At 65.0% G+C, this 26,027-nt stretch carries 19 protein-coding genes; 4 read left to right on the plus strand and 15 right to left on the minus strand.

Annotated features, from left to right (window positions below; genetic code table 11):
• Positions 1 to 157: 157 nt before the first annotated feature.
• Positions 158 to 1,627 (plus strand): hypothetical protein, encoded by a 1,470-nt coding sequence (locus tag JW929_09470; protein MBN1439625.1) that lies wholly within the window; start codon positions 158 to 160, stop codon positions 1,625 to 1,627.
• A gap of 284 nt (positions 1,628 to 1,911) precedes the next feature.
• Here JW929_09470 and JW929_09475 read toward each other — a convergent pair whose 3' ends face one another.
• Positions 1,912 to 2,826: a HAMP domain-containing histidine kinase gene (locus JW929_09475; protein ID MBN1439626.1), complete on the minus strand. Its 915-nt coding sequence runs from the start codon at positions 2,824 to 2,826 to the stop codon at positions 1,912 to 1,914.
• Positions 2,823 to 3,542, minus strand: coding sequence for a response regulator transcription factor (locus JW929_09480; protein MBN1439627.1), 720 nt, complete (start codon positions 3,540 to 3,542; stop codon positions 2,823 to 2,825). Before JW929_09480 ends, JW929_09475 begins: the two co-directional genes overlap by 4 nt.
• A gap of 40 nt (positions 3,543 to 3,582) precedes the next feature.
• Here JW929_09480 and JW929_09485 point away from each other — a divergent pair, with 40 nt between their 5' ends.
• Entirely contained in the window at positions 3,583 to 3,726 is a 144-nt protein-coding gene (locus tag JW929_09485; protein ID MBN1439628.1) for a hypothetical protein, read from the plus strand.
• A gap of 58 nt (positions 3,727 to 3,784) precedes the next feature.
• The gene (locus JW929_09490; protein ID MBN1439629.1) at positions 3,785 to 4,906 is read left to right on the plus strand and encodes a hypothetical protein; all 1,122 of its coding nucleotides are present in this window, start codon (positions 3,785 to 3,787) and stop codon (positions 4,904 to 4,906) included.
• A 217-nt stretch (positions 4,907 to 5,123) separates the two neighbouring features.
• Here JW929_09490 and JW929_09495 read toward each other — a convergent pair whose 3' ends face one another.
• Both JW929_09495 and JW929_09500 read right to left on the minus strand, forming a co-directional pair.
• Positions 5,124 to 6,131, minus strand: coding sequence for a rod shape-determining protein (locus JW929_09495; GenBank protein ID MBN1439630.1), 1,008 nt, complete (start codon positions 6,129 to 6,131; stop codon positions 5,124 to 5,126).
• 609 nt (positions 6,132 to 6,740) lie between these two features.
• The gene (locus tag JW929_09500) at positions 6,741 to 9,053 is read right to left on the minus strand and encodes a hypothetical protein (GenBank protein MBN1439631.1); all 2,313 of its coding nucleotides are present in this window, start codon (positions 9,051 to 9,053) and stop codon (positions 6,741 to 6,743) included.
• A gap of 431 nt (positions 9,054 to 9,484) precedes the next feature.
• On the opposite strand from JW929_09500, the gene JW929_09505 reads away from it, so the two are divergent.
• Positions 9,485 to 10,558 (plus strand): C40 family peptidase, encoded by a 1,074-nt coding sequence (locus tag JW929_09505; GenBank protein MBN1439632.1) that lies wholly within the window; start codon positions 9,485 to 9,487, stop codon positions 10,556 to 10,558.
• A 24-nt stretch (positions 10,559 to 10,582) separates the two neighbouring features.
• On the opposite strand, the gene JW929_09510 is transcribed toward JW929_09505, so the two are convergent.
• From JW929_09510 to atpG, 11 genes are all read right to left on the minus strand, one after another.
• Complete coding sequence (locus tag JW929_09510) at positions 10,583 to 11,536, minus strand: hypothetical protein (GenBank protein ID MBN1439633.1); 954 nt, start codon at positions 11,534 to 11,536, stop codon at positions 10,583 to 10,585.
• 642 nt (positions 11,537 to 12,178) lie between these two features.
• Positions 12,179 to 13,240, minus strand: a complete 1,062-nt coding sequence (locus JW929_09515; protein ID MBN1439634.1) for an acyltransferase family protein — start codon at positions 13,238 to 13,240, stop codon at positions 12,179 to 12,181.
• A 115-nt stretch (positions 13,241 to 13,355) separates the two neighbouring features.
• A complete protein-coding gene (locus JW929_09520; protein ID MBN1439635.1) occupies positions 13,356 to 14,048 on the minus strand; it encodes an MBL fold metallo-hydrolase in 693 nt (230 codons plus the stop codon).
• An 817-nt stretch (positions 14,049 to 14,865) separates the two neighbouring features.
• Positions 14,866 to 15,552: a diphthine--ammonia ligase gene (locus JW929_09525; protein MBN1439636.1), complete on the minus strand. Its 687-nt coding sequence runs from the start codon at positions 15,550 to 15,552 to the stop codon at positions 14,866 to 14,868.
• A gap of 98 nt (positions 15,553 to 15,650) precedes the next feature.
• The gene (locus JW929_09530) at positions 15,651 to 16,847 is read right to left on the minus strand and encodes an ABC transporter permease (protein ID MBN1439637.1); all 1,197 of its coding nucleotides are present in this window, start codon (positions 16,845 to 16,847) and stop codon (positions 15,651 to 15,653) included.
• A 193-nt stretch (positions 16,848 to 17,040) separates the two neighbouring features.
• Positions 17,041 to 18,291 (minus strand): ABC transporter permease, encoded by a 1,251-nt coding sequence (locus JW929_09535; protein MBN1439638.1) that lies wholly within the window; start codon positions 18,289 to 18,291, stop codon positions 17,041 to 17,043.
• Positions 18,292 to 18,387: 96 nt separating this feature from the next.
• Positions 18,388 to 19,332 (minus strand): ATP-binding cassette domain-containing protein, encoded by a 945-nt coding sequence (locus JW929_09540; GenBank protein ID MBN1439639.1) that lies wholly within the window; start codon positions 19,330 to 19,332, stop codon positions 18,388 to 18,390.
• A 326-nt stretch (positions 19,333 to 19,658) separates the two neighbouring features.
• Positions 19,659 to 19,901, minus strand: a complete 243-nt coding sequence (locus JW929_09545) for a response regulator transcription factor (GenBank protein ID MBN1439640.1) — start codon at positions 19,899 to 19,901, stop codon at positions 19,659 to 19,661.
• A gap of 3,249 nt (positions 19,902 to 23,150) precedes the next feature.
• Positions 23,151 to 23,561 carry an ATP synthase F1 subunit epsilon gene (gene atpC / locus JW929_09550; protein ID MBN1439641.1) on the minus strand — a complete coding sequence of 137 codons (411 nt, stop codon included), beginning with the start codon at positions 23,559 to 23,561 and terminating at the stop codon, positions 23,151 to 23,153.
• Positions 23,562 to 23,656: 95 nt separating this feature from the next.
• On the minus strand, positions 23,657 to 25,051 hold the full coding sequence (atpD, locus tag JW929_09555) for a F0F1 ATP synthase subunit beta (protein MBN1439642.1): 1,395 nt from the start codon (positions 25,049 to 25,051) through the stop codon (positions 23,657 to 23,659).
• A gap of 47 nt (positions 25,052 to 25,098) precedes the next feature.
• Complete coding sequence (atpG, locus tag JW929_09560; GenBank protein MBN1439643.1) at positions 25,099 to 26,025, minus strand: ATP synthase F1 subunit gamma; 927 nt, start codon at positions 26,023 to 26,025, stop codon at positions 25,099 to 25,101.
• Positions 26,026 to 26,027: the final 2 nt, after the last annotated feature.

Here is a 26,027-nt window from a genome sequence, read left to right on the forward strand (position 1 = left end):
AACTCCCCCCAAGAGCACTTCCCCCCATGCTTTTGGAATGGGGGGCTGAGGAATTCATCCATAACCTATATGGAACCCGGGGAGGAGGGCGCGCGGGCCCGCGCGGGAGCGGCAAAATGATCGTTGCGACCACGGATTTTTTGGAGCGGAAAAGGCGATGCGGATAACGAATGGGGCGGTGCCGCTTGCGGCCGCCGGGCTGACAGCCTTGCTGGTGGGCTGCGGGACTCTCCGGGTCGACGTGGATCTGGCATCGAATACCGGGGGCACCGCCACGGCTTTCCCTTCCTCCACGTCCCTTCCACCGCTGGTGTTTGCGCAAACGCGCATATCTCCCAGCCCCTCGCCGACCCGGGAAGCCACGCCGACGCCGACGGTCCACGGCCTGGCTTTTTCGGGCGCCATCGCCGTCGCGGCCGGCAAGGCGCATACCTGCGCCGCATTCGACGACGGCGTTGTGAAATGCTGGGGGTTGAACGAGCATGGACAATTGGGGAACGGCGGGGCGGTCGACAGCAACGTCCCGGTTGCGGTGGCGGGGTTGGCGGACGCACGGGCGCTCGCGGCGGGTTGGGCTCACACCTGCGCCCTGACCCGTTCCGGCGGCGTGAAATGCTGGGGATACGGCAGGAACGGCGAACTCGGCAACGGCGGAAACGCCGACAGCCACGTACCGGTGCAGGTCGTCGGCCTGACTTCGGGCGTGGTCGCGATCGAAGCCGGGGACGACCACACCTGCGCGGTGACCGCCGCCGGCGGCGTGAAATGCTGGGGATACAACCCCTACGGCCAGCTGGGCGACGGGACAACGGCCAACCGCAGCGTTCCCGTCCCGGCGAACGGCTTGGCCGGCGGAGTCCGCGCGGTGACGGCCGGGTGGGGGCACACCTGCATCCTCACGGCGGAAAAGAGCGTCCAGTGCTGGGGCAACAACGAGTATGGCCAGCTGGGGTACGGCGAAACGGAGGAGTACCGATTCACCCCGATGAACGTGAAAGGATTGGCGCGGAGCGCCGAACAGATCTCGGCCGACGGCGGCCAGGCCTGTGCGCTTACGATCTACGGCGGAATCCGATGCTGGGGCAACAATGAATACGGACAGCTGGGCGACGGGACGGTGGTAAACCGCAGCGCCCCGGTTGCGGTCGGAGGTTTGGCGCAGGGGATGCGCTGGGCGGAAGCCGGCTGGAACCACACCTGCGGCATCGACCGGAACGGCGCCGTGCTGTGCTGGGGATGGAACAATTTCGGACAGTTGGGCGACGGAACGAAGGCGACCCGGTCCAAACCTTCCGGAGTGTACGGGTTAACCGAGGGAACGGCGGCCGTCGCCGTCGGCCGGGCTTACACCTGCGCGGCGGCGGAATCGGGCGGAGTGAAATGCTGGGGGCTGAACGACGTCGGCCAACTCGGCGACGGCACCTACGAGGACAGCCAGGTCCCGGTGCGGGTTTTCGGATTGGGGGATCGGACCTCGCCGGCGGAACCGCCCGCCGAAACGGGCGTTCCGACGGCAACCGTCACGCCGGCCACCCCGACGATGACATCGACGGCGGTCCTTCCGACGGACAACGTGCCGCCCCCGGGGATGAAGATGGCGACGCACACGCCCACCCCGAAGCGGTAGAAGGATTAAGCCGGTTTTTCGTTACTCCTCGGCTGGCGATTGTCATGCCGGCGCCAGCCCTCGGCGTGTTCTTCGCCGGGGGCAGGCGCCGGCGTGACGATCGCCGGCCGAGAAGAAACATTTTCCAAAGCCATCATTCTTTAGAGATGGGCTGGGAGAATTTGCTTTGGAACGCAGTGATGGAAGGAGGGGATGAGGGGGAACAAAAAAGGTTTTTCCCCGGCCGTTTATAAAATTCCTTCATTGGGGTGTGGCAGATACCTTCTGAAGGTTTCCTATTGGGCTCACGCCACCGGCAATGAGACGGCGAAGATCGTCCCGCGCCTGCCGTCCCGCCGGCTGCGGACCGTCACGCTCCCCGCGTGCCGGTCCGCGACGCGCCGGACCAGCGCCAACCCCAACCCGCTGCCCTCGCATCCGCGCGCGTTCGAGCCGCGGTACAGCTCCTCGAACAGGCGCGGAATCTCGTCCGCGGGAATTCCCGGGCCGGTGTCGGCGATTTCCACCAACACATGGCGGGCTTGCTCGATCGCCCGCACCTCCACCGCGTCCCCGCGGCCGCTGTACTTCATCGCGTTCTCGACCAGGTTGAAGAACATCAGGCTGAGCAGGTCGCGGTCGCCGGTGATCTGGGGCAGCGGCCAGGGGACGCTCGGCACCACCAGCCGCAAATCCCGACCGGCCCCCGACGGATGCGCCCGCATGGCGTCGACCGTCTCCCGCAGAAGTTCGCCGAGGTCGACCTTGGCATTTTCCAGAGGGATCTCCTCCAAGTCCGCCAGCTTGCGCAAGCCCGAGGTCAGACGCGCCAACCGTTCCACTTGATGCTGGATGTCGGGGATGGCGGAAGCCGCCGCCCCCGGCGTTCCGGCGCCTTCCAGGTTGGCCAGCGCGGCGCGGATCCCCGTCAGCGGATTCTTAAGCTCGTGGTCCAGCCGGCGGATGAAGCGCCGCTGGGCTTCCGCGTGCTTCATCCGTTCGCGGGCGGTAAGGAAGCTGCGCTGGCGGACGAAAGCCCGCCGGCTCAGCACGGCGGACAGCCATACGGCGCTGAGGAGCAGGCCGCCGAAGAACGCCAGCAGGCCGAAGTCGATCTTAACGCTGAGCAGCGGGACGGGTTGCCAGAGACGCTGAAGCAGGACCATGGCCGCCGCGCCCAGGAGCGCCGGCGCGCAGGCCGCCGCGATGCGCAGTTTCATTGCTCGCCTTCCACCGCCGCGCGGTAGCGGTACCCTTCGCCGGTGACCGTCTCGATGTAGCGCGGCTCCTCGGCCTCATCCCCCAGCGCGCGGCGCAGTTCGGCGATGCGGGTGTCCACCGCGCGGGTTCCGGCGGGGTAATCCCAGCCCCAGACCGCATCCAGCAGCCGCTCGCGGGTGATCAGCTCGTCCGGGTGGGTCATCAGGTATTCCAACAGCGAGAGCGCCTTGGGTGTGAGGTTGATGACTTTCCCGTTCAGCGCCGCCCGCCGCGCGCGCCGGTCGAGGACCAATCCGGCGGAGGTGATCTTCCAGGCCGAGGACAGCGGGACCGGCGAGCTTTGCGCCCGGCGAAGGACCGCCCGCGCCCGGGCCAGCAGTTCGCGCGGATCGAACGGCTTGTTGAGGTAATCGTCCGCCCCCTCCTCGAGCGCCATCGCGCGTTCGCCGGCCTCCCCCACCTGGGTCAGCAGGATCACCGGCAGACGGCTGCCCTGCGAGCGCAGGGTCCGCAGCACCGCCCGCCCGTCCATCTTCGGCATCAATACATCGAGGATCATCAGGTCCGGCGCCTGCTTCTCCACTTCCTGCAGGGCGGCTTTGCCGTCGGCCGCGCAACGCACGCCGTATCCCGCGCGCTGCAGGAACGCGCTCAGGTGCTCGGTGATCGAGGGTTCGTCGTCGACCAGAAGGATGTTCGCGGCCGGTTGGGTCATGGGCGTCTGCCTTGGCGGATTCCGCCGGGGAATGGGGTATATGATACTGTGTTTTCCGGCGGAGCGGTATCGCGCCGCCGCCCGGATCCTGCGCCGACCGCCGACGACGGTCACGCCCAACGCCGAGAGCGGCGGCCGGATTTGGGATACAATCAACGTACCCGGGCAGGTTTTTTCGGCGTGATCCGGAACGGATCGCACGCAGGCTGCCTGACGGAAGAATCCCTCTGGAGGTGGGCACCATGCGCCGTTCACCAGCAATCGCCGCCGGATTATCCCTGCCGCTGATCGCGTTCGCCTCCGCCTGCGGCCTATCCATGGGAGGCGGGGCGTCAGGCTCCTCCGCCCTCTCCGCCGGAGGGAACCAGACCTGCCTGATTGCGGCCGGCGGCGCGAAGTGCTGGGGCGACAACCGCGTCGGACAGCTCGGCGACGGGACGATGGAGAACCGCAACGTTCCCACGCCGGTCACCATCCTGAGCGAAAAGCCAACCGCCATCGCCGTCGGGTACACCTACGCCTGTGCCCTCACCGCGTCCGGCGGGATCTTTTGCTGGGGCAGCATGGTCTTGGATTCTCCGGATGGCGGACAATTCGACGGATATCGGGCGGTGGCCGCCGGAACCACCCATATCTGCGGTCTGACGACCTCGGGCGGGGTGAAATGCTGGGGCAGCAACGCTTTCGGCGCCCTGGGGGACGGCAGCACCGAGGACCGGCCGGTCCCCGTCGAAGTCTCGGGATTGGGACGCGGGGTGAGCGCCATCGCCGTCGGCGTGGATTTCTCCTGCGCGGTGCACAACCGCGGCGTGAAATGCTGGGGGTCCAACGACACCGGCCAGCTCGGCAACGGATCGTATTCCGGAAGCATCATCCCGTCGGATGCGTCCGGGCTGCAATCGGACGTGGCCGGCATAGCGGCCGGCGTGTTTCACGCCTGCGCCTGGAAAACTTCCGGCGAAGTCTGGTGCTGGGGGGACAATCTGATCGGGGAACTGGGCGACGGAAGCGGGACCAACAGCCCCTTCCCGGTCCGGGTGATCGGCCTGGAGGAGGGGGCGAAGGCGGTGGCGGTCGGCGGCAGCCATACCTGCGCGTTGACCAAGACCGGCGGTGTGAATTGCTGGGGCGGCAACTCCTCCGGGCAGCTGGGCGACGGCTCGACGACCGATCGCAACGCCCCCGCGACCGTATCCGGGCTCTCGAGCGGCGTGGCCGCCATCGCCGCGGGCGGAAGCCACACCTGCGCCCTGCTCGATAACGGTTCGGTGAAGTGTTGGGGATTGAACGACGACGGCCAGTTGGGGAACGGGGGCAACGCCAACAGCAACACCCCGGTCAACGTGGCCTTCCCGGCGGGCTGAAAGGGGCCGCAAGGGGCTTGGGGTAGTCGTGGCGTGCCCCGCTCCGCTTCCTCGAGCGGGGCCGGGGTAGCCCGCGCTTCCTGCGGGCGAATCCCTGGCCCAGCCCGGCCGGGCGAAACCATCCTTTTTTACACTTTTCAGGACACGCCAAGGTTCAGCAGGACCCGCTCGCCAAGACGATTTCCAAACGCCGCAGGGAGCACCTTTCTCCGCTCCCTCAGGCTTGCGGCAGGTAACGCTTGAACTGCTCCAACTGGTGCAGGACGAGCTCGGCTCCGATGGCCAGACAGCCGACCGGTTCCTCGGCCAGGTAGGTCGGGATCCCGGTGGCCTCGGTCAGGTAGCGGTCTACGCCGCGCAGCAGGGCGCCGCCTCCGCAGAGCATAATCCCGCGGTCGATGATGTCTGAGGTAAGTTCCGGGGGGGTCCGCTCGAGGGTGGTTCGGACGCAGCCGACGATCTCCTCCAGCGGTTCCTCGAGCGCTTCCACCAGGTCCGCGGTGGACACGGTGACGGTGCGGGGAAGGTTGTTGACCTGGTCGCGGCCTTGGATTTCAAGGGTTTCGTTGGGTTCGACCGGCATGGCGGCGCCGATCCGCAGCTTGACTTCTTCCGAGACCATTTCGCTGATGACCACGCCGTATTTACGGCGGATATAGGCGGCCAACAACTCGTCCAGCCGCCTTCCGCCCATGCGGATGGTATTGGCCACCACCGGGCCGTTCATGGTGATCACCGCCGCCTCGGCCACGCCCCCGCCCAGGTAGACGACCATGTTGCCCGAAGGGGTGGAAATCGGCAGGCCGGCGCCGACGGCGGCGGCGAGGGTCCGCGTGACCAGGAACACCTCGCGGCATCCGGCGCGCAACACCGCTTCGCTGGCGGCGCGGCGTTCCACGCTGGTGATGCCGTGCGGGATGGTCACCATCGCCCGCGGTTTGAACGGACTGACCGGACCGCAGACTTTGCGGATGAACCACGTCAACAGCACCTGCGCGACTTCGAAATCCGCAATCGCCCCGGCTTGCAGGGGATGGACGACTTCGTACCCTTCGGGCACCCGGCCGTACATGTGCCGGGCCTGCTCGCCCACTTCCACGACCTTCTGTTCGTCGACGTCGATCACCACCATCGTCGGTTCGCTGAGGACGATTTGACCGCCTTCGGCGATGATGGTGTTGACCGTTCCCAGATCGATTCCGAGTTCCTTGTAGAATAACGCCATAAGGTTTCAGTCCGCGCTCCCGGCGGAAATCCAAGATTTTATTGCATGCCGGAAGCAATTGTACCTTATCTGAGGGAGGTAAAAAAATCGGGAGGACGGCGTTTGTAGGTAAATCCGCAGAACGGTTCGGTCGTCTTCCCCGCTCGGTTTTTTGCGGGAAATCGAGATCGCGCGGCATGGTTCCCCGCGTGGGACACCCCCGTTTCCCCCGCTTCTCTTGCGAAGCCAGGGCGGGCGCGAGGGCGGACGCCGGGGTGACGGTCAATACCAACAGCGCCGGTGATGTTATGCTGAGATTATTCTGTCGGAATTTTCTGCCTCAGCCGGCGATCGTCATGCCGGCGCGATCTCAGCCGGCATCCGGTAAACCTTCGAAAAATACTAGACCCCGGCTTCGAGCACCCTCGCTTACCTTGCGAAGCCAGGGCGGGCGCGGGGGCGGGCGCCGGGGTGACGGTCAATACCAATAGCGCCGGTGATGTTATGCTGAGATTATTCTGTCGGAATTTTCTACCCAGGCAGTAACGGGATTTCTTTTTCCTACTGAACAGGCTGAGATACACGACATAACGAAACCATCCGCACCGGATTGTCTCCGTCAGGCCGTCCTTATTCCAATCCGACCACCTCCACCGGCAGAGTGCTGTTCACCGTCGAGCCGTCGCCAAGCTGGCCGTAGAGGTTGTTCCCCCAGCATTTCATCCTTCCGTCGGCCGTTACGGCGCAGGCGGTGTAGTAGCCGGCCGCCAGTAAAAGCGCTTTGGATTCCAACCCCAGCACGCTGACCGGCGTGTGATGGACCGCGTTGGTGCCGTCTCCCAGCTGGCCGAATTCGTTGTTACCCCAGCAGCGCAGGTTGCCCGCGCGCATAATCGCGCAGGAAAAATCGTAACCGGCCGAGACGGACGCCGGAGTGCCCGCCAGCCACTTGACGTCCGCCGGCAGGGGACGGTCGGTGGCCGTACTGTCTCCCACCTGGCCGAAGGCGTTCCCTCCCCAGCACTTGAGCGCCGTTCCGGCGACGATCGCGCAGGAGTGGAATCCGCCGGCGGCGATCGAATCGACCCCGGCCGCCAATCCCTCGACGCCGACCGGCGCGGGACGGTCTTCCACGGAACCGTCGCCGAGCTGTCCGTATCGATTGGATCCCCAGCACTTCACGGCTCCGCCGCGGGTCAGGGCGCAGGTATGGTTCCCGCCGGCGGCGATCGCGGCCACTCCCTCGGAAAGCCCAGCGACGTCCACCGGCCGCGCGCTGTTCACCACGGCGCCGTTTCCCAACTGGCCGAAGGCGTTCGCCCCCCAGCATTTTACGCCTCCGGCGGCGGTGAGGGCGCAAGTGTGGTCCTTGCCCGCCGCCAGAGCGATCGCCGCTTCCGGCAAACCGACGACGTCCACCGGCGTGTTCTGATCCGAATTCGCTCCGCTCCCCAGCTGGCCGTAGTCGTTGCGCCCCCAGCATTTCACGCCGCCCTTGGCGGACAGGGCGCAGACGTGTCCGCCGCCGACCGCCACGGCGATCCGCTCCGCATCCAACCCTTTCACCCGGACCGGTTGGCCGCTGTCGGAATACGTTCCATCGCCCAACTGGCCTCCTCCGTTCAATCCCCAACAGCGGATTCCTCCGCCGGGTTGGATCAAGGCGCAGGCGTTCGACCAGCCGACCGACACCTGCGCCGGCCCCGCGCCCATCCCCACAACATCGCCCGGGATCCGCCGGCCGGCGGGCGTCCCATCCCCGAGTTGGCCCTCGTTGTTCCAACCCCAGCATTGGATGCGCCCGTCGGCAAGAACCGCGCAGGTGTGACCGAACCCCGACGCAATCCGCACCGCCCCGCCCGCCAATCCGTCCACGTCCACCGGAGCGGTTTGATTCCCATACCCCCCGTCGCCCAATTGGCCGGATTGGTCGTCCCCCCAGCATTTAACCCCCCCGTCTTCCAGACGCGCGCAGGTGTGCGCGCCCCCGGCGGCAATTTCCACAACTCCGGAAAGCCCGGCGACCGCGACCGGAATGCCGCTTCGGGTCCGGGTGCCGTTTCCCAATTGGCCGCTGGCGTTCGCGCCCCAACAGGCGACGGTCCCGTCCGCAAGCAAAGCGCAGGTATGCTGATCGCCCGCCGCGACGGCCAGCGCGGGTCCGGGCAGGCTTGCCACGTCCGCCGGAACCCGGCTGTCGGTGGCGGTTCCGTTCCCCAATTGTCCGGAGGGATTCCATCCCCAGCACTTCACTGCGCCGTCGTCCATCACCGCGCAGGTATGCCCGGCGCCGGCATCCAGCCCCGCCGCGCCAACCTCCATCCCCGGAACGTCGACCGGGAGATTGCGGTTCACGCCCGTCCCGTCGCCCACGCATCCGGAGGCGTTCTCGCCCCAGCATTTCACGGCCCCCGTTTCCATCACGACACAGGTATGGCGATGCCCGGCCGCGACCGATTCCACCCCCGTGGAAAGGCCGGAGACCGCCACCGGGGCCCGGCTGTCGGTATTCGTCCCATCCCCCAACTGGCCCTTGGCGTTGGCCCCCCAGCATTCCAATCCGCCGCCCGCGCGCAGCGCGCAATTGTGGGACCATCCGGCCGCAACGGCGACGACCCCAGAGCTCAGCCGGCCGATCGGCGCGGGAAGGGCGCTGTTGATCACTGTTCCATTCCCCAATTGACCGTAGCGGTTGTTGCCCCAACAGGCGATTCCGCCGGCGGGGGTGATGGCACAGGTGTAGTTGCCGCCGAGCGCCAGGGGGGACGTGGAGCCGGATTCCACCGCCGGGGCCGTCGGCGAGGGAACCACGATGCGGACGGTCGGCGTGAATCTTTCCTTTTCGGGCGTGGCCGTCGCGCTGTCCGCTTCCGCGGGCCCGCAGGAGGCGCCAAGGATTGCGAGGAGGAGGAGCAGGATTGTCCCAAAGATTTTCATTTTCATCGCCGATGCGGCTCCGTGAGGATAATTGTAATCGATGCCGCTTTTCAAACCATCCATGCGCCGACGCACACCATCCTCATGATCGGAAATCCATCCCTCGCGCCCGCCCTTGATTCGCCCGGGAAGCGAGGGCGGCGGGAGTGTTTCCGTCGAGCGCCCGCTTGCCAAATCCCGGGAGCGCCGCCAAAATCACTCGGGCGCGACGATCAAACGACGGTGAGCCTTTGACCAAGAACGCCTGCCCCGCCCTTGGTCGCGGATTGGTTCTCAAATAACTTTTCGCGGTTTGAAGCGCGGTGTTCCATCCCCAGCGCCCGCCGCCCTGGGCGGTGCATGCCTCGGCATGCGCGGCGCGAGGAACCAACGGCTTTGGTATACTCCTGCGCAGTCAATCCGCCATCCTCCCGCGAGAATCCGGAATCTTCCCGCATATGGCCGAGCCGCAGAAACACTCCCGCACCCCGTTTGCTTTGCATAAACCGCCCGCGCACACCCTCCCCGGAGGATTGCCTTGGTGGGCGTCCGCGTTTTGCGTGATCGGCATGCTGTCCGGATGCCGGGAAAACGCGAGCCCTCCCCCGCAGCTCAGCGCGACGGCAGTTGCGGCGGATCCTTCCCCCAGGCTGCCGGCGGCCGCCACGCCCTCGGCGGAGGTGCTGCCTTCGGAAGCGCCGACCGCCGCCCCCGCGCCGGACTTGCCGGAGTTCGCCGTCCGGACAACCAAGGCGGATGTGTGGAACGCTCCGGAAAATGAAAATTCCTATTGGGATCTGCAGACCCAACTGATCCTCGGGGAAAGGGTGTTGGTCCTCGAAGCCCTCGGCGAATGGTCGCGGATCGCGGCCGTGGAACAGCCTTCGCATAAGGACCCGCGCGGATATCCCGGCTGGGTCCGGTCGGAATTCCTCACCCCCAGCTCTCCCGCCGCCGAACGGTACGCCGTGGTGATGACCGCGCGCACGCATCTCGGATCGGATTCCGCGGACAGGGACGGGATGCTGGTTTACCTGGATACGCGGCTGCCGGCGGAGGAAGTGCTGGAAGACCGGGTGGTGGTGCGCCTGCCGGACGGCGGCAAGGGATGGCTGCCCCGCAAGGATGTGCGCCTGACGGACGATCTTGCGCGCCCCGTCCCGGCGGATGGGATTTTCGCCCTGGCGGAATCCATGACCGGAACTCCCTACGTGTGGGGCGGCACGACCTCCGATACGCTGGATTGCGCCGGCTTCCCCTACCGCCTCTTTCATGCCTACGGGATCCTGATCAGCCGGGACGCGGACGATCAGATGCTGGAAGGCGAGTACGTCGACCGGTTTTCGGTGCGGCGGGGGGATTTGATCTTCGCCGCCGAAAGCAGCGGCGGGGAGGTCGCCCACGAGGTCATGTATTGGGGCGACGACATGGTGCTGGACGTCGATATCCACCACGGCGTCATGCTGCGCCCCATGCCGGATTTCTTCCTCCAGTATTATTTCTGGATCGCCGCCCGCCGGTTTTTGCCCTGACCCGCCCCGCCGCCCGGCGGGACTTCAATCCCCCCCGCCCATTCCCTGCCAAACGGCCGTGAGGGTTTGCAGGGCGGTGACGTTGCGCACCGGCACGGCGACCTGCATGCTGTAGGTGTATTCGAGGTGGTTGGGATCGGCCCAGGTCAGGTGGCCCTGCTCGTTGGCCACGCCGTGTTTCGGCAGCGGCTGTACGGCCAGCCAGAAGTTCCACAGCGGGACGTCGTATTCGTAGGCCAAGCGGGCGACGATTTTGTTGAAGGCGTTCCCGCCTTCGCGGTTGTCGGCTTTGGTCGCCAGAATGGGGACGATCCCGCGGGCGATGCTGGATTCGACGATCCGGCGCATGCGTTCCTCGTAAACCTCCGGTTCGACCGTCCAATCGTCGGTTCCCAGGCTGATGATCGCGTAGCTGGGGCGGTGCACGCGGAATTCGCAGGCCATCGGGGATTCGCCTTTTTGGCATTGCTTCGGATCCGCCCGCAAGGGGGAAAGCACCGCCGCGGTGTTGAATCCGTCCCCGACCGAGATGCTCGTCCGCGTGAACGAATCGACGAACCAGTCGATCACCGGCTGCAAGTAGGCGTAGTCCCCCAGGTTGTACTTGCCCGGCTTGCCGTAATTTCCAAACAGGTTGATTGGCAGGCTGAGGCAGTCGCCGAGGATCGAAAAGGCGTGCGGGTCGTTGCCGAGTTCCCGCCCTTCGGCGTAGATGCGGCGGGCGGTTTCGCTGACGGCGGGAATCACCGGCATGGTTTCCCAGTCGTCGTCGGCGAGGGTCGGAGTGATCGACGGCGTGTTTGTCGCCGCCGGCGGGGGGGCCGCCGTCTCAGTCGGGTCCGGAATCCCGCCGCCGGATTCCGTCCGGGACGCGGCCGGCGCGATGCCGGCCGGCGGCGTTGCGGACGGAGAGCCGCCGCACCCGGCCGCAGCCGCGCAGAAAAGCAATAAGGCGAATGGAAGGGAGATGTTTCTCACCGTTTTTTTTCCTGCATCCCGCCGGGGATGAAATACCGGCCGATTATATCAGCGGCCGGGCGGATGCACCGGGCGGGTTGCCGGAAAAGGCGCGCCTCCTCCGCCCGAAACCCCGGGGAGGACGGACCGCGCCGGCTTGCGTTATGCCATTTTTCGGAATGATTGTGGTTGACGAAGACTGCGTCGGCCGGCGGGAGCGCCACGCTCCGATTGCGGTATCTATTCACGAGTATCCAGGATTCAAGCATGTTGATTTGTGTGCCGTCCGAATTGGATCCCAGCTTCTGATTGATGTGTTGTTGTTCTTGCTCCCAGTCGCCTGCGCATCTGACGGAAGAGGAAGGCTGTAGCATCCTGACGGGTAGCCCCAACCGCCATAGTCAGAATTTCCACTCTTTCCCGGACTAACCATCCCTCCACATCGATACCAAGTTTCACGACGACGTCAGGCTTCAACTTCATCTGCCCGTTGGCATGTAAAATCACAAGGGCTTGCCGGATGAGCGCTTTATTTCAACAATCGGGGAATTGGAAAGCGAGAGGCAGAGATCTTCCGGTGGATACCAAGAGGTAGTATTTGAATTACCGATAGAAAAGTGGAACATACCTTCAGCAGGAATCTGGCCGCTCTTCGGGATGAGATTATATGATCCTTTTAATAATCGGGATCCTGGAAATCAAATAAGACATAAATATCGAAATGATAAAAACCGACACGGCTGTAACAGGAATCGAGGCGTATGGGGTATAGGCGAAAACACCGAGTTTCCAATAATTTAAAATCTCGATAAATATTGGATGGATCAGAAACACCCCGATAGTTAGCGACGCAAGACCTTGTCCGAAGGCTTCGCTCACGAAGGGTCTGTTCCAATGTTTAAGTAGGAAAATGGCGCTCACGGACATCGGGACTACAGTTAGACTAAGGTAATTATAAAAGTAAAGACCGGCATCTAAATCCGAGAACTGGCTGACCAAGAAACAACCCACTGCGGTTAGCATAACGGAGCTGGCGAAAACCGCCGCCGGAATCTGCCATGGCAGGGGTTCAGCTGCGCTAACGACGTATCCGAGAAGAAAATAGGGCAGATAGGGAAGAAAGAGTTCGGTAAAAAGGCCGAAACCTCCGGTGGGGAAAGCGGCTCGATAGGCGACACTTGTAACGGAAATTAAAAACGCCATCGCAATAAGCAATTTCAATTCCTGCGCCGATGAGAGTAAGTATATTTTTCGGAGGAACGGCGTTAAAAAATAAAGCCCGAGAATCATATATAAATACCACAAGTGCACGTAGGGGCGCCCGGCCAATATGGATTCGCCAAGTGCGGTGAAGGTTGGAGGGTCGCTCCGGAGAACCCCTTTCGCATAGGACCAGAGTAGAAAAAAGGCGGACCAAAACACGATAGGCCAAAAAACTCGAGAAAGCCGTTTCCGGTAAAAAGATAAAGCAGTTTCTTTCTTGCTTTTGTCCAACAATAGTGCTCCGCTAACCATCACCAAAACAGGGACGCACCAGCGGGAAAGCGAATCGAAAACATTGCCAATCCACCAAGGAAATGAACCGATCTCGGCGCGGATCACGAGCTCCCCCGAAACGTGTAGGAGTACAACCGCGAAGACTGCTACGATCCGTGCGTTCGTCAGCCAGTGTATTGGGTGATTCTCTTGGTATCCGGGTGGCGCAATTATCTTTTCCGAATCCATTCTTCTCCATCCAATTTCGTAGTTTCTAAATAGCTTCCCATGACACTACCCCGCCTGTATCTGAGCCGCCTCCTCCGCCCGAAACCCCGGGGAGGACGGACCGCGCCGGCTTGCGTTATGCCATATTTCGGATTCGGACTTCGATATCCTGCTCGTTCTTCAGCAGCCCGACCAGCTTAGCCATGTCCGTGTCGCTGAAGTGATACGGATAGAGGATCCGCGGCCGAATTGTCCGCGCGGCGTCGGCCGCCATTTCGGGTGACATGGTGTAGGGCAGGTTGACCGGAAGGAAGGCGACGGCGATCCGTTCGAGATTTTTCATCTCGGGGACATTTTCGGTATCGCCAGCGACGTAGACACGGGTATCGCCGAAGGTGAGGATATATCCGTTTCCTTCGCCCCGGATATGGTAAGGTTCCCCGCTTGGCCGTTTGTGGACGAGGTTGTAGGCCGGCACCGCCTCGACCGGGATGCCCTCAACAATTTGGGCGTCGCCGTTGCCCATCACGATGCCGCCGGGCTGCTTGGCGGCGCAGGCCGGGGTGTAGACCACCCGGGTTTTTTGCGTCCGGATGCGCCCGAGCGCCTGCAGGTCGAAATGGTCGAAATGGTGGTGGGTGACCAAGACCGCGTCGGCCGGCGGGAGCTTCGAATAATCCGCCGCCTCGCCGAACGGGTCGATGTAGATTTGTTTTCCGCCGAAGGCGAAGAGCAGGCTGGCGTGGCCGAGGAAGGTCACGGCCAGGTCGCCGGCGGCGGTGGCAAGAACGTCTTTTTCGAAATCGACGGTCATGGATTCTCCGGTCATCCTGCCTCCCGCATGCGGTTGATTATACGTCCCTTCCCTCCAAACGCATTTCCCCCCAATCCGCAAGCCGGAATGGGGGATAATCAGGCACGCTCCCGGAGTAGCGGGTGCCGCGGATTTGTACCTTCATTACGCGTTGCGTGAAGCCGCCGCATTCGTCGATTCCAATTCACTAGCTTCGAAAGCCACTGCCTATGGCAGTGAGTACCCTGAAAAGGTTCTACCGTGGGAGCGAAAATTTTTATCTTGATAGAAAAAACGTAACTGCTTAGGCAGCTTATTTCGACTGAATAATCTCAGCATAACATTACCAGTGTTATAGGTTTTGTCCGTCACCCCGGCGTGGCTCCCCCGCGCCCGCCCTCGCGTCTGCCTCCGCTCCCGCCCTCGCGCTTGCCCTCGCGGAGCGGGGGAAGCGGGGCTCGAAGCCGGGGGCTAGTATTTATTTAGATTTACTGGATGCCGGCTAATTTTACCCCCGGCGAAGAACACGCCGAGGGCAGGCGCCGGCATGAAGATCGCCAGCTGAGTAGTAACGAAAAAACATACGAAAAATAAGCCAATGTGTTCGCCTCGAAGGATCCGGAAAAAAGGCTTCCTTACGCACACGGTTCGATTACCCTCCCCCCTGGGTTCCGACATTTGAGGGAAAGGCTCATCTCCCCCCATCCCATAGGGATGGGGGGAGATGAAATTGGGGGGATGGAGACCGAGGGAACTGTTCCTCCATCGGAATGCAAATTCGAACGAGCAGAACCGGAAGGAGCTCGCCTTCGAGGTGCAGTGTTCTCAAGCCGCCGTGTTCGTCGATTCCATTTCACTCGGGGATGGCCGACGGCACGGCGGTCACCGGGAGGAACCAATGATCTCCGTGCCGGACCGGGTCTCCCGCGGCAAGTCGGATTCGGGAGTGGAAGATCGGGCCGCCGGTCACGACCGTGTGGTATTCGCCCGCCTCGCCGGACGGATCGATTCCCAGCTTTTCCAATTCCGCAACCGCTTGCGCGTCGATCCTGCGCCCCAGCCATTCGGGACCCAGGCAGTCGGCCCGGGCGGCGATGATCGTCGCCGCAAACCCGAGGCCGATGAAGTCCTCAAGCAATTCGCGGCGCGGGCGTTTCCACAGCGGGTGGCAGGCGGCGAGTCCCTTGGCGGCGCACACGCGCGCGCACCACGCGCGGTGTTCCTCGAGGTCGATGTCGCCGAAGACGCCCGCGGCCATGCCTTCGGCGCGGAAATCCTCCAGCGCGGAGGAAAAAACGCTTTCGTAAGCGGCCCAAGACGCGGAGCGGAAAACGATCGGGATGCCGATCCGCCGCGCCTGCTCCTCCAGCACCTCCCGCGCCAGGCCGTGCGAGCGCGACCCGTGCCCGTCCTCGGACATCATCGTCAGCAGGCGGAGCGGCCGTCCGCCCCCGCGGATGGCATGGAACAGCGCGAGCGCGGAATCCTTCCCGCCGCTCCAGGAGCAGAAGAATTTCCGCGAAGGAGTGGATGGGATCAAAGTGTCTCCTGTCGGATTTGGAAAGCCCGACTCGACCCCCTCCTTTTTCCTTTCTCGTTAGCTGAACTGCGGCGAACAAGGGAGGACAGAGGAAGGAGCTACCGCCCCGTTTCCTTCTGAAACCGCCGCACGGCCAGCAGGTACGCCGCCAGCGCGTACACCAGCAGAATCCCCGCGGGAAGCAGAGCGGATTTCCAATCCGCCGCACGCAGGATGATATCCTGAAAACCCCGGATTGCCCAAGCGCTGGGCAGGGCGCGGCCGACGGCGGCGTAGGATTCGCCGGCCAGGTCGAGCGGGAAAAAGGCCCCGCCCAGGAATCCGAACACGAGCGTCGCGCCCATCACCAGCAGCACCACCTGATTCTCGCCGCCGGCGACCGTCCCGATCAGCAAGCCGAAGCCGGCGGAGAAGCAGGCCAAAGCCCCCGCCAAAAGGATCAGCGCCGCCGGATCGCGCCAGTACCCCAGCCCGAAAGCCGCTTGGCCGAAGGCGGCCAGGAGCAGAATCTGCGCGAAGCACGTCGCGAACATCGCCAGCGCGTGCCCGGCGATGATCTCCGCCCGGCGGATGCCGGTGGTGAGCAGGCGGGCGAGCGTCCGCGTGCGGCGTTCGGCCAGGAGCAGGGAACCGGGCGTGATCATTCCGATGGTGACGAACAGGACCATCATCCCCGGCGAGGATTGGGCGAAGCCTTCCGTTCCGGAGGCGGCGGCGCCCGCCGGGCGCAGGCGGACGCTTGCCCGCGGATCCGCCCAGGCCGCGGCGGCGTAGGCGAGCGATTCGAGCAGATATTCCCGCCGCTCCTCCGGGCCTGCAAATCCGCCGCGGGCCTCGGTTGCGAGGCGCGCGGCTTCCACCGCCCCGAGCAGGCGGGTGGAGGCGAGTTGGATCGCGCGGTCGGCCGCCTGGCCGGCAGGCGTGCCGCGGTCGAGGATCACCTCAAGGCGCGGGAGGTCTCCATCCAGCATCGATTCGCTGAAGCCCTCGGGGATGACGACCGCCGCCGCCGCTTTCTGTGAGCGGACCAGTTCCGCAAGCGCCGCCGGATCATTCTCCCCGGGATCGGCCGGCTTGACCGTGTCGGAGTATCCAAGCAGGGCGGCGAAGTATCCGCCGAGCGGGCCGTCGTCGAGCGCCGCGACGGCCACCGGCAGGCGGGGATCGCCGTTGCGGTCGAACATCGTGCCCATCAGCCCGGTGAACAGCGCGGGCAGGAGGAGCAGGAACAGCGCGGATTTCTTCTGCCGCAGAATTTGATGAAGATCTTTGAGTGCCAGATGCACCATGCGCATGGTATGTGCCTTTCCGGTTGGGAATTGCGCGTTCCGCCCATTCATTCCGGGGCGGGCGAAGCAATCTGCCCATAAAATGTCAGCGCACACTCCGTTCCGGATGGGTCTTGCGGTCCGGAACAGGCGAAGCATTTTGGTTCGCGTATCGAAAACCGCCGATCGCTTCCGCGCTTTGCCTCGCAATCCCTACCGCCTATTTCCATCGCCTGCTTATCTTCCACGACGCGATTGCATAGAACGCCGCACCCGTCCCCACCGCGACGAGGGCGGGGACGGCCGCCTCGGCGAAGCTTGCGCCGTTCATCGCGGCGGTGAACCCGCGGACGATCCAGCCCTGGGGTGTCAACAGGTTGAGGGTTGTGAAGGCGCCGGGCAGGTCGGCGAAGGTGGTGGTCATCGTCCCGCCGGCCATCCCGGTGAGCATCACCGCGCCGCCCATGACCAGGAACGCCTGGCGGGTGGTGCGCATGAAGCTGATCAGCATCACCCCGAACCCGCCGGCGGCGGTCATCAGGCCCAGAACGTTGGCCATCACCGACAACGGATCGCCCCAGGCGATCCCGAACAGCGCGCCGCCGACGGCGATCAGCAGGCCCGCCTGCAGCGCCAGGAGCAGCGCGACGGCGGCGGCTTTTCCGGCCAGGATCGCGGCCTGCGAAAGCGGAGTCCGGCACAGCCGCGCGAGAGTCCCCTGTTCCTGTTCGCGCAGGATGGATTGGGCGGAGACGGCGCCGACGAAAAAGGCGAAGAAGACCAGCATGCCGACCATCACCGGACCGATTTTGATCTCCATAACCCTCCCGGTTTCGCGCGCGCCCGACGGAAGGCGGTAGGCGAGGGCCGGATGACCGCCGCCCTCGAGCCGCTCGCCCACCCGCCGGGCCCATTCCCCATAACGCCGCATCAGCTCCTCGCGCGCCGGCGGTTCCAGCGGAGCGTCGCGCCCGGCGGTATCGGCGGCGATCAGCGTCCCGGTGAATCCGTCGAGAAAGCCGGTCACGACGTCGTGGACGATCGCCGGGCCGAGGGTGAGCGCCGGATCGTGATAAATCTCCACTTCGGTCGTGGCGCCCTCCCGGAAGAGGGAGGCGGTGAAATCGGCCGGAATGATCACGGCCGCGTCCGCCTCGCGCGCATCCACCGCGGCCCGTGCGGCGGCTTCGGATTCCGCATCCGCCGTTTCGAGCAGATCTTGCAAGCTTTCCTCGCGGAACATATCCGCCAGCATCCCGCCGGCCAGCAAGCCGGGATATTCGGCGACGGGGAGATCGAGGTTGACGATCAGCACGCGCGTCCGCTGGACGTCGAACCCGGAGGCGAGGCCGGAAAAGGCGAGGTACGGGAGCCCGGCTTCCGCGAGCGGAAGGACGAGCATGAAGGCCAGCACTTGCGGGCTGCGCAACGCGCGCGCAAGGTCTTTCAGGATGATGTGCAGAACGGGCATGGCAGTCTCCTGATCATTGGCCGCCGATCCTCCGCTTTCCGCCGCTGGGCGCGGGCGCGCGGCTCGGGGCGGCGGGGAATCGGGCTCCGCGCCGGATCAATCCCTCAGCGCCGTGCCGGTCAGGTGCAGGAATACTGCCTCCAGGTCCGGTTCCTGGACATCCATGGCGGTGATGCGCGTCTCCTCGCGGGCGGCGGATTCGAAGAGCGTAGGCAGGACCTGGGCGCTGTCGCGGACCAGCAGGCGGACCTGCTCCTCCTCCTCGCTCACCGAGTGCACGCCGGCGAGCATCTGCCACAACTCGAGCAGCCGCGCGGGCTTGCGGCTGAGCGAGAGGCGGACTCGGTGCAGACCGCCCACCAGCCGGATCAGCTCGGCGTGCGTCCCCTGGGCGACGAGCTTGCCGTGATCCATGACCGCGATCCGGTGCGAGAGCTCCTGCGCCTCCTCCATGTAATGGGTGGTGTAGAGCACGGTGGTGCCGCGGGCGTTGAGCTCCTTCACTCCGTCGAGGATCCGCCGGCGGGATTGCGGATCGATCCCGACCGTCGGCTCGTCGAGGATGACGATCCGCGGCTCGTGGAGCAGGGCGATGCCGATGTTGAGCCGGCGTTGCATCCCGCCGGAAAAATGCCCGGCGCGGTTCATGCGGCGGTCGGTAAGGCCGGTCAACTCGAGCACCTCGGCGACGCGGCGGGCGAGCCGTTTGCCGCCCAGTCCGTACATCCGCCCCCAGAAGAGGAGGTTTTCCTGCGCGCTCAGGTCGTCGTAGAGCGCGATCTCCTGCGGGACGACGCCGAGGTTTTGCTTAACGCAACCGGGCGCGCGGGTGATGGAATAGCCGAGTACCAGGGCGTCGCCGGCGGTCGGCGGAAGCAGGCAGGAGAGCATCGAGATGGTGGTGCTCTTCCCGGCGCCGTTGGGCCCGAGCAGGCTGAAGATCTCGCCTTCGCGGACGGAGAAATCGAGTCCCTGCACGGCGGCGAGGCCGTTGTAGCGTTTTTCCAGATTTTGCACCTTGATGGCGTAGGTTTCGGTCATTTTTCTCGGCTTCCGGCCTTTGCCTTTCTCCTGCAAATCGCCGGGAACCGGAGAAAGGGATAGGCGCTTTTTTTCGGATTGGGCCTATCGTAGCCAGGAAGAGGGTGACCGGTGCTCACCCGATCGGGTGAATGGGGAGGGTGATTCGGCAAACAGATGAATAACGGCACTGCTCGGCGCGGAGCATTATTCAGGAAATCGCTGAGGATCCCACGCGGATGTGGGGCTGGGAAACTGCTTCCGGTTTACTTCCGGGAAAGGCGCCCGGAGGACGGTGAGGATTTTGTCGGATCCCGTGGACGACGCGGACAAAGGATTTATGAAGCCTATAAAATGTTCAGTTCCTGCGCCTTGAGCAGCGCCTGGCTGCGGTTGTGCACGCCCAATTTGCCGAAGACGCTTTTTACGTGGGCCTTGACCGTGTTGAGCGAGACGTACAGGGCCTCGGCGATCTCCGGGTTCGAGCGCCCGGCCGCCAGGAGCCGCAGCACATCCAGCTCGCGTTCGCTGAGCGGCTCCGCAAGCGCGGAAACCGCGGCGGGGGCCGGAGCCGCGATCCGTCCTGCCAGCGGCGGACGAGCGCAACGGCGGGTTCGCCCTCGTCGAGGTAAATGCGGGTGAACCCTTCCGGTTCGGAGAACGCCAGCGCCCCCTCGAGCAGTTCCTTCACCCGCGGGTCGTCGGGGCGTTGCGCGGCAAAATTCATCGCCCTCAGCAAGCCGGCTTCGATCTCCGACACGCGGCTGCCGGTCTTCGCCGCCCCGCTTTGAATGCGCTCCAACAGGCTTTCCGCCGAATCGCGTTTCCCCTCCCCGGCCAGCACGCGTGCCAGTGTCAGCAGGCCGACTTCGCGGTGGAAGATCGGTGATTCCTCGGCCGAATAACCGCTCTCCCGCGCCCATCGCGAGGCGGCTTCGAGGTTTCCGGCGGCCAGGTCGATCCGCGCCTGCTGGAGCAGAACCGAATCCAGCGACCAAGCCGAAATCACGCTCGCCACCCGGCGGGCTTTATCAAGCGTTCCGGCGGCCGCGCCGAAATCGCCGCGCCCGCGCTGGATGCGAGCCAGCACCACGTAGGCCGTCATCAGGAGCTCCGCCTGCCCGAGCAGTTCGCACATCTCCACGCCCTTCTGCGCGTACCTGAAGGCTTCGTCGAGCCGGTTCCATTCGCGCAGGATGTCGGCCAGGTGGGCGTAGGCGTACCCCGGGCCGAGCAGGGCCGAAGCCTCCGTCAGCCCCAGGCTGTCCTTGTAGATCCGGTAGGCGTCGTTCAGGCGGCCGCGTGCGGCGGTGATCTGCGCCAATCCGACGCTGCCGAGCATGGCGTTGAATCGATTGCCGCCGGCCAGGCTGAGCGCCTTGGCGCGTTTAAAGGATTCGGCCGCGGCGGAAAAATCTCCGGTGTAGCCGAAGGCGGCGCCCTGGATCATCGCGGTGGTGGCGTTGATAACGAAATCCTCCGGCGCGAGCTTGCCCATCGTATCGGCGGCTTGGCGGATCGCCTCGGCGATCCCGCCCTGGATGAAAGCCACCTGCGCGCGGACCGCGGCGGCGTAGCCGCGGATCCGTTCGGCTTCGGCTGGCGGCAGCTTCCCCGTCTGCAGCGCGGCGTCCGCGTCCTGCAGACGCGATTCGATCGCCTCGGCTTGCCCGGTGAGGATGAACATCCAGGCGTCCCACACGCACAGCCAGGGGCGCGCGCGGAGAATTTCCTCCGGCAGGAGGCGCAGCCATCCGATGAGCGTGCCCACCTCGCTCCGGGCCAGCACTTGCAAGAAGCAACGCTCCACCGCCTGCGCCGCGCGGCCGGGTTCGCGCGCCGCCAGCGCGTGGCGGATCTCGCCCGCCGGATCATCGTTGCGGGCGTACCAATCCGCCGCCCGCAGGTGCAGGCCGGGCAGCGCTTCGGCGTTCTCCTCGGCCAGCCGGCGCCGGAGCAGGTCGGCGAACAAAGGGTGGCAGCGGTACCAGCGCCGCTCGGAATCCAGCGGGACGAGGAAGGTGTTGGTCGATTCGAGCTTTTCCAGAAGCGCCTGGCCGTCGTCCCGTCCGGTGAGGCGGTTGCAGAGCGGGGCGCTCAGTTTTTCCAAAATCGAGATGGCCAGCAGGAAGGAGCGCATGCCGGGCGGTTCGCGCTGCAGGACCTCCTCCAGAAGATAGTCCAGGACGAAGCGGTTGTTGCCGGTGAAGGCGCGGATGAACCCGGCCGGATCCGGATTGCCCTGCATCGAGAGCGCCGCCATTTGCAATCCGGCGATCCAGCCCTCGGTGCGCGCCTCGAGCGCCGCCGTGTCGGCGCCGGTGAGCGGCAGATTCATCGTGCGGGTGAGGAACTCGGCGGCTTCCGCGGGGGTGAAGCGCAGGTCCGCAGTGCGGATCTCGCACAACTGCGAACGCGCCCTCAGCCGGGCCAGGGGCAGGCTCTCGGGGTCGGCGCGCGTGCCGATGGCGAGCTTGAGCGAATCCGGCAGGTGATCGACGAAGAAGGCCAACCCTTCGAAGATCGGCGGAGCCGCCACCAAGTGCAGGTCGTCGAGGACGAACAGTGCGGGCCCTTCGGGCCGCGGCGCGGAAATGCCGTTAATCAGGACGGTCAGAAACGCCGGCGGCGGGACGGGCCGCGCGGCGCTCAGCATCGGCAGGCTGTCCGCCCCGGCCGCCGGCCAAAGCGTTTGCAGTGCCGCGGTGACATACGACCAGAAGCGGACCGGGTCGTTGTCGCCCTCGTCGAGGGACAGCCAGGCCGCAGGATGGCCGCCGCCGTGCGCCCAATCCGCGAGCAGGGTGGTCTTGCCGTAGCCCGCGGGGGCCGAGACGAGGACCAGGCGGCTCTCAAACCCGCCCTCGAGCCGGTCGTTCAGCCGCGCCCGCGAAACCAACGCGGACCGGATCCGGGGAATGGCGAGTTTGGTTTCGATCAACGGGAAGGGCATAAGGGGATTTTAGCACCGGAGCGCCGGGCGGGAGATTGCCGGATGGCGGGGTGAAGGCGGATGGGGGATAAGCGTCGGGGCGGAGCGCCGATAGAATGATTTTTCGGGCCGGGGCATCGCTCCGGTCCGGATGCGAATCCTATTCGCACGCAACAGCTCAGGTTGTCCAGTTCCATGTGAGCATCTCAGCAAAGCGTCACGGGTGTTCTTGGTTTTATTCGTCATGCCGCGCCCGCACTCGCACAGCGGGAATGCTCGAAGCCGGGATCTTGTGATTTTCGATGGCGCAATGGATGCCGGCCAAATTCACCATCGGCAGAAACCGCGCCGAGGGCGGATGCCGGCATGACGATCGCTGGCTGAGCAGTCGCATTCCGTCGTTCTTAACGGTGCTCAGATGCTGAACCCGCGGATTTAAATGCGCCGCCTGCCCAAAGCGGTCGTCGGCAAGGTTTAAGATTGCACCGGCTCGGAGATGAGGCTCTCCCCGTTGTTCGGCTTGCCGTTCAAGGCGTTCCTGCCGCCCGATTCCGCAATGTACGACGCGAGCCTGTGGTCCGTCCTTTTGCTCTGCCCGGTTTTTCTCTGGGACTTTAATGTTTGTGATCCCCTCGTGCCGGACCTGCTCCGCTTTGTTGCCATCGCGCCGCAAATTCTCGTCCTCAAGAGTACCGAGAAGAAGGATTATCGGGAGCCGGGTTGCCATGTCCGCGACGGGGGGAAAAGGACGATCCCGGCCATTATCGGCGCGGTTTTCCGGGGGCGTCGGCGTTCTGGTTCCGGATCCGGGCCGGCCGAGGGCCAAGGAATCCGGCGCGGTCTGCCCGACTCGCCAACGGAAGTGTTCTGCGTTTTTAGGGTCTTGACGGTGATTAGGGTTGGGAGGCTATTTGCGGGACTTCCGCGCCGCATCGAGGCGCAGCTGCGAGCGCCGCAGGGAGGCCATCGCTTTGAGGTATTCGTCGGTCCGTTCTCCGGGCGCCTGCTTTAGCAGTTCCTCGGCCCGCGCCTTGGCGGCCTCGGCCCGCGCCACGTCGATCTCTTCCACGCGCTCGCCCACGTCCGCCAGCACCGTCACCGCGTCCGGCAGGACTTCCATGATTCCGCCCGCGATCGCAAACGCCTGCTCCTTTTCGCCCTGCTTGACGACCAGGATCCCGTAGGACAGCGTGGTCAACAGCGGCGTGTGATGGGGGAGGATTCCCATCACGCCCTCGCTTGCGGGGGCGATGACCATGTCCGCCTCCCCCGAAAACAACGGCCGGTCCTGGGTGACGATGTCGCAGCGGATGGGCACGGAGGTATCCTTCCTCATCCCTATCCCCCGTCCCCTTCCCCCTCTCCTGACTTATGTCAGGAGAGGGGGAAGGGGTGAAGGGGTAGGGGGTGAGGTTACGCCAGTTGTTTGGCCTTGGCCCGCGCGTCCTCGATCGTGCCGACCATGTGGAAGGCGGCTTCCGGCAGAGCGTCGTGCTTGCCGTCGAGGATCTCGCGGAAGCCGCGGATCGTGTCGGCCAGCTTGACGTACGCCCCCTTGAGGCCGGTGAACTTCTCGGCCACGAACATCGGCTGGGAGAAGAAGCGTTCGATCTTGCGCGCGCGCGAGACGACCCGCTTGTCGGTTTCGCTCAACTCGTCGATTCCCAGGATCGCGATCAGGTCCTGCAGGTCCTTGTAGCGCTGCAGCACGCGCTGGACTTCGCGCGCCGTCTGGTAGTGGTCCGCCCCGACGATCTTCGGATCCAGGATGCGCGAGGTGCTCCCCAGCGGGTCCACCGCCGGGTAGATTCCCTTGTCGACGATCGAGCGCTCCAGGGCGATGGTCGCATCCAGGTGGGTGAAGGTCGCCACCGGTGCCGGGTCGGAGTAATCATCGGCCGGGACGTACACCGCCTGCATCGAGGTGATCGAACCGCGCTTGGTGGAGGTGATCCGCTCCTGCAGTTCGCCCATTTCGGTCGAGAGGGTCGGCTGGTAGCCGACGGCCGAGGGCATCCGTCCCAGCAGCGCGCTGACCTCGGAGCCGGACATGCTGAAGCGGAAGATGTTGTCGATGAACAGCAGCACGTCCTTTCCCTGGTCGCGGAAATATTCCGCCATGGTCAAACCGGTCAGCGCCACGCGCAGGCGCACCCCCGGCGGTTCATTCATCTGCCCGAAGACCAAGACCGTATCCTTGAGCACGCCGCTTTCGAGCATCTCGCGGTAGAGCTGGGTGCCCTCGCGGGTGCGCTCGCCCACGCCGGCGAACACCGAGTTGCCTTGATGGACCGTCGCGATCGAGCGGATCAATTCCTGGATGATGACCGTCTTGCCCACGCCCGCCCCGCCGAAGATGCCCGTTTTTCCGCCCTTGGTGAAGGGGGCGATCAGATCGATCACCTTCATCCCGGTTTCGAACACCTGCACCCGGGTGGATTGCTCGTCGAAGGACGGGGCGGGCCGGTGAATCGGATACTGATCGGCGGTGCGGACCGGCCCCAGTTGATCGATCGGCTGGCCGAGGACGTTGAACATCCGCCCGAGCGACGAAGGCCCGACCGGAACGCGGATCGGGGCGCGGGTGGCCCGGGCGCTCAGGCCGCGCCGCAGGCCGTCGGTCGTGTCCATCGCCACGCAGCGCACCCAGTTGCCGCCCAGGTGCTTCTGCACCTCGAGGACGAGCATCCCGCCGTCTTCGCGGACCACCTCCACCGCTTCGAAGATGTCCGGAAGCTCCCCCGCGGGGAATTCGCAGTCCACCACGCCGCCGAGAATTTGTACGATCCTGCCTTGGTCTTTCTCCATGGTCCGTTCCTTCTTCCTGCCCCGTCTCCCGTCCCTTTCTCCCGGGATCAGCCGGGAGAAGCGGAGCGAAGGGAGGGGGAGGTTTGGGCCGCGAGCGCCTCGGTGCCGGCGGCGATATCCAGCAGGTCTCCGGTGATTTCCTGCTGGCGCGCTTTGTTGTACATCAGCTGCAGGTCGTGGATCAGCTCGGCGGCGTTGTCGCTGGCGCTGCGCATCGTCGCCATCCGGGCCGCATGCTCGCTGGCAAGGCTTTCGAGCAGGCATTCGTAGATCTCAAGCGAGACCAGCCGTTGGATGACGGTATCGAGCAGTTGGGCTTGCCCCGGCTCGTAGAGGTAGCCGGGCGCCCTGCCCGCCCGTTCGACGGGCGGCTCCGCTTCGTCCGTCGCGGCGGGGGAGACGTCGGGAATCGGCAGCAGCTGCTGCGCCAGGGGCTCTTGGCGGATCATGTTGACGAATTTGGTGTAGATGATGTGCACCTGATCCGCTTGGCCGCTGGAATATTCGTCGATCACCAGCCGGCCGATGGGCGAGACGTCGCTGTAGGAGGGCGCGGCGGGAAGGCGGCTGAATTCGGCGACGATCGGAACCCCCGCCCGCTGCAGCATGTCGCGGCCCTTGCGGCCGACGACGACGTAGTGGACCGGAGTCTCGAAGCCGGCGAAGCGCGTCAGCGCTTCGCGCACCACGCCGGCGTTGTAGGCGCCCGCCAGCCCGCGGTCCCCGCTGACTACGACCGCCAGGATGTTGCGGAGCTGCGGCCTCGGCCTGACCATCGGATGGTGGATCGACCTTCGCCGGTCGGAGAGGTGGTCGAGCACTTCCAGCGCCTTGTCGGCGTAGGGGCGCATGGCGTTCAACGCGGCTTGCGCCCGGCGGACCTTGCTGGCGCTGACCGTCTGCAACGCGCGCGTCACTTGGGCGATGTTGCCGACGCTTCGGATGTGCAGCCGCATCTCGCGCAGGGAGGGCATCG

This window comes from Anaerolineales bacterium, assembly GCA_016928575.1.
Lineage (GTDB): Bacteria > Chloroflexota > Anaerolineae > Anaerolineales > RBG-16-64-43 > JAFGKK01.

Bases quoted from the DNA above. Each gene is read 5' to 3' on its own strand.
- JW929_09470 (MBN1439625.1), top strand. From the start codon at position 158: ATGCGGATAACGAATGGGGCGGTGCCGCTTGCGGCCGCCGGGCTGACA.
- JW929_09475 (MBN1439626.1), bottom strand. From the start codon at position 2,826: ATGAAACTGCGCATCGCGGCGGCCTGCGCGCCGGCGCTCCTGGGCGCG.
- JW929_09480 (MBN1439627.1), bottom strand. From the start codon at position 3,542: ATGACCCAACCGGCCGCGAACATCCTTCTGGTCGACGACGAACCCTCG.
- JW929_09485 (MBN1439628.1), top strand. From the start codon at position 3,583: ATGATACTGTGTTTTCCGGCGGAGCGGTATCGCGCCGCCGCCCGGATC.
- JW929_09490 (MBN1439629.1), top strand. From the start codon at position 3,785: ATGCGCCGTTCACCAGCAATCGCCGCCGGATTATCCCTGCCGCTGATC.
- JW929_09495 (MBN1439630.1), bottom strand. From the start codon at position 6,131: ATGGCGTTATTCTACAAGGAACTCGGAATCGATCTGGGAACGGTCAAC.
- JW929_09500 (MBN1439631.1), bottom strand. From the start codon at position 9,053: ATGAAAATGAAAATCTTTGGGACAATCCTGCTCCTCCTCCTCGCAATC.
- JW929_09505 (MBN1439632.1), top strand. From the start codon at position 9,485: ATGGCCGAGCCGCAGAAACACTCCCGCACCCCGTTTGCTTTGCATAAA.
- JW929_09515 (MBN1439634.1), bottom strand. From the start codon at position 13,240: ATGGATTCGGAAAAGATAATTGCGCCACCCGGATACCAAGAGAATCAC.
- JW929_09520 (MBN1439635.1), bottom strand. From the start codon at position 14,048: ATGACCGGAGAATCCATGACCGTCGATTTCGAAAAAGACGTTCTTGCC.
- JW929_09530 (MBN1439637.1), bottom strand. From the start codon at position 16,847: ATGCGCATGGTGCATCTGGCACTCAAAGATCTTCATCAAATTCTGCGG.
- JW929_09535 (MBN1439638.1), bottom strand. From the start codon at position 18,291: ATGCCCGTTCTGCACATCATCCTGAAAGACCTTGCGCGCGCGTTGCGC.
- JW929_09540 (MBN1439639.1), bottom strand. From the start codon at position 19,332: ATGACCGAAACCTACGCCATCAAGGTGCAAAATCTGGAAAAACGCTAC.
- atpD (MBN1439642.1), bottom strand. From the start codon at position 25,051: ATGGAGAAAGACCAAGGCAGGATCGTACAAATTCTCGGCGGCGTGGTG.
- atpG (MBN1439643.1), bottom strand. From the start codon at position 26,025: ATGCCCTCCCTGCGCGAGATGCGGCTGCACATCCGAAGCGTCGGCAAC.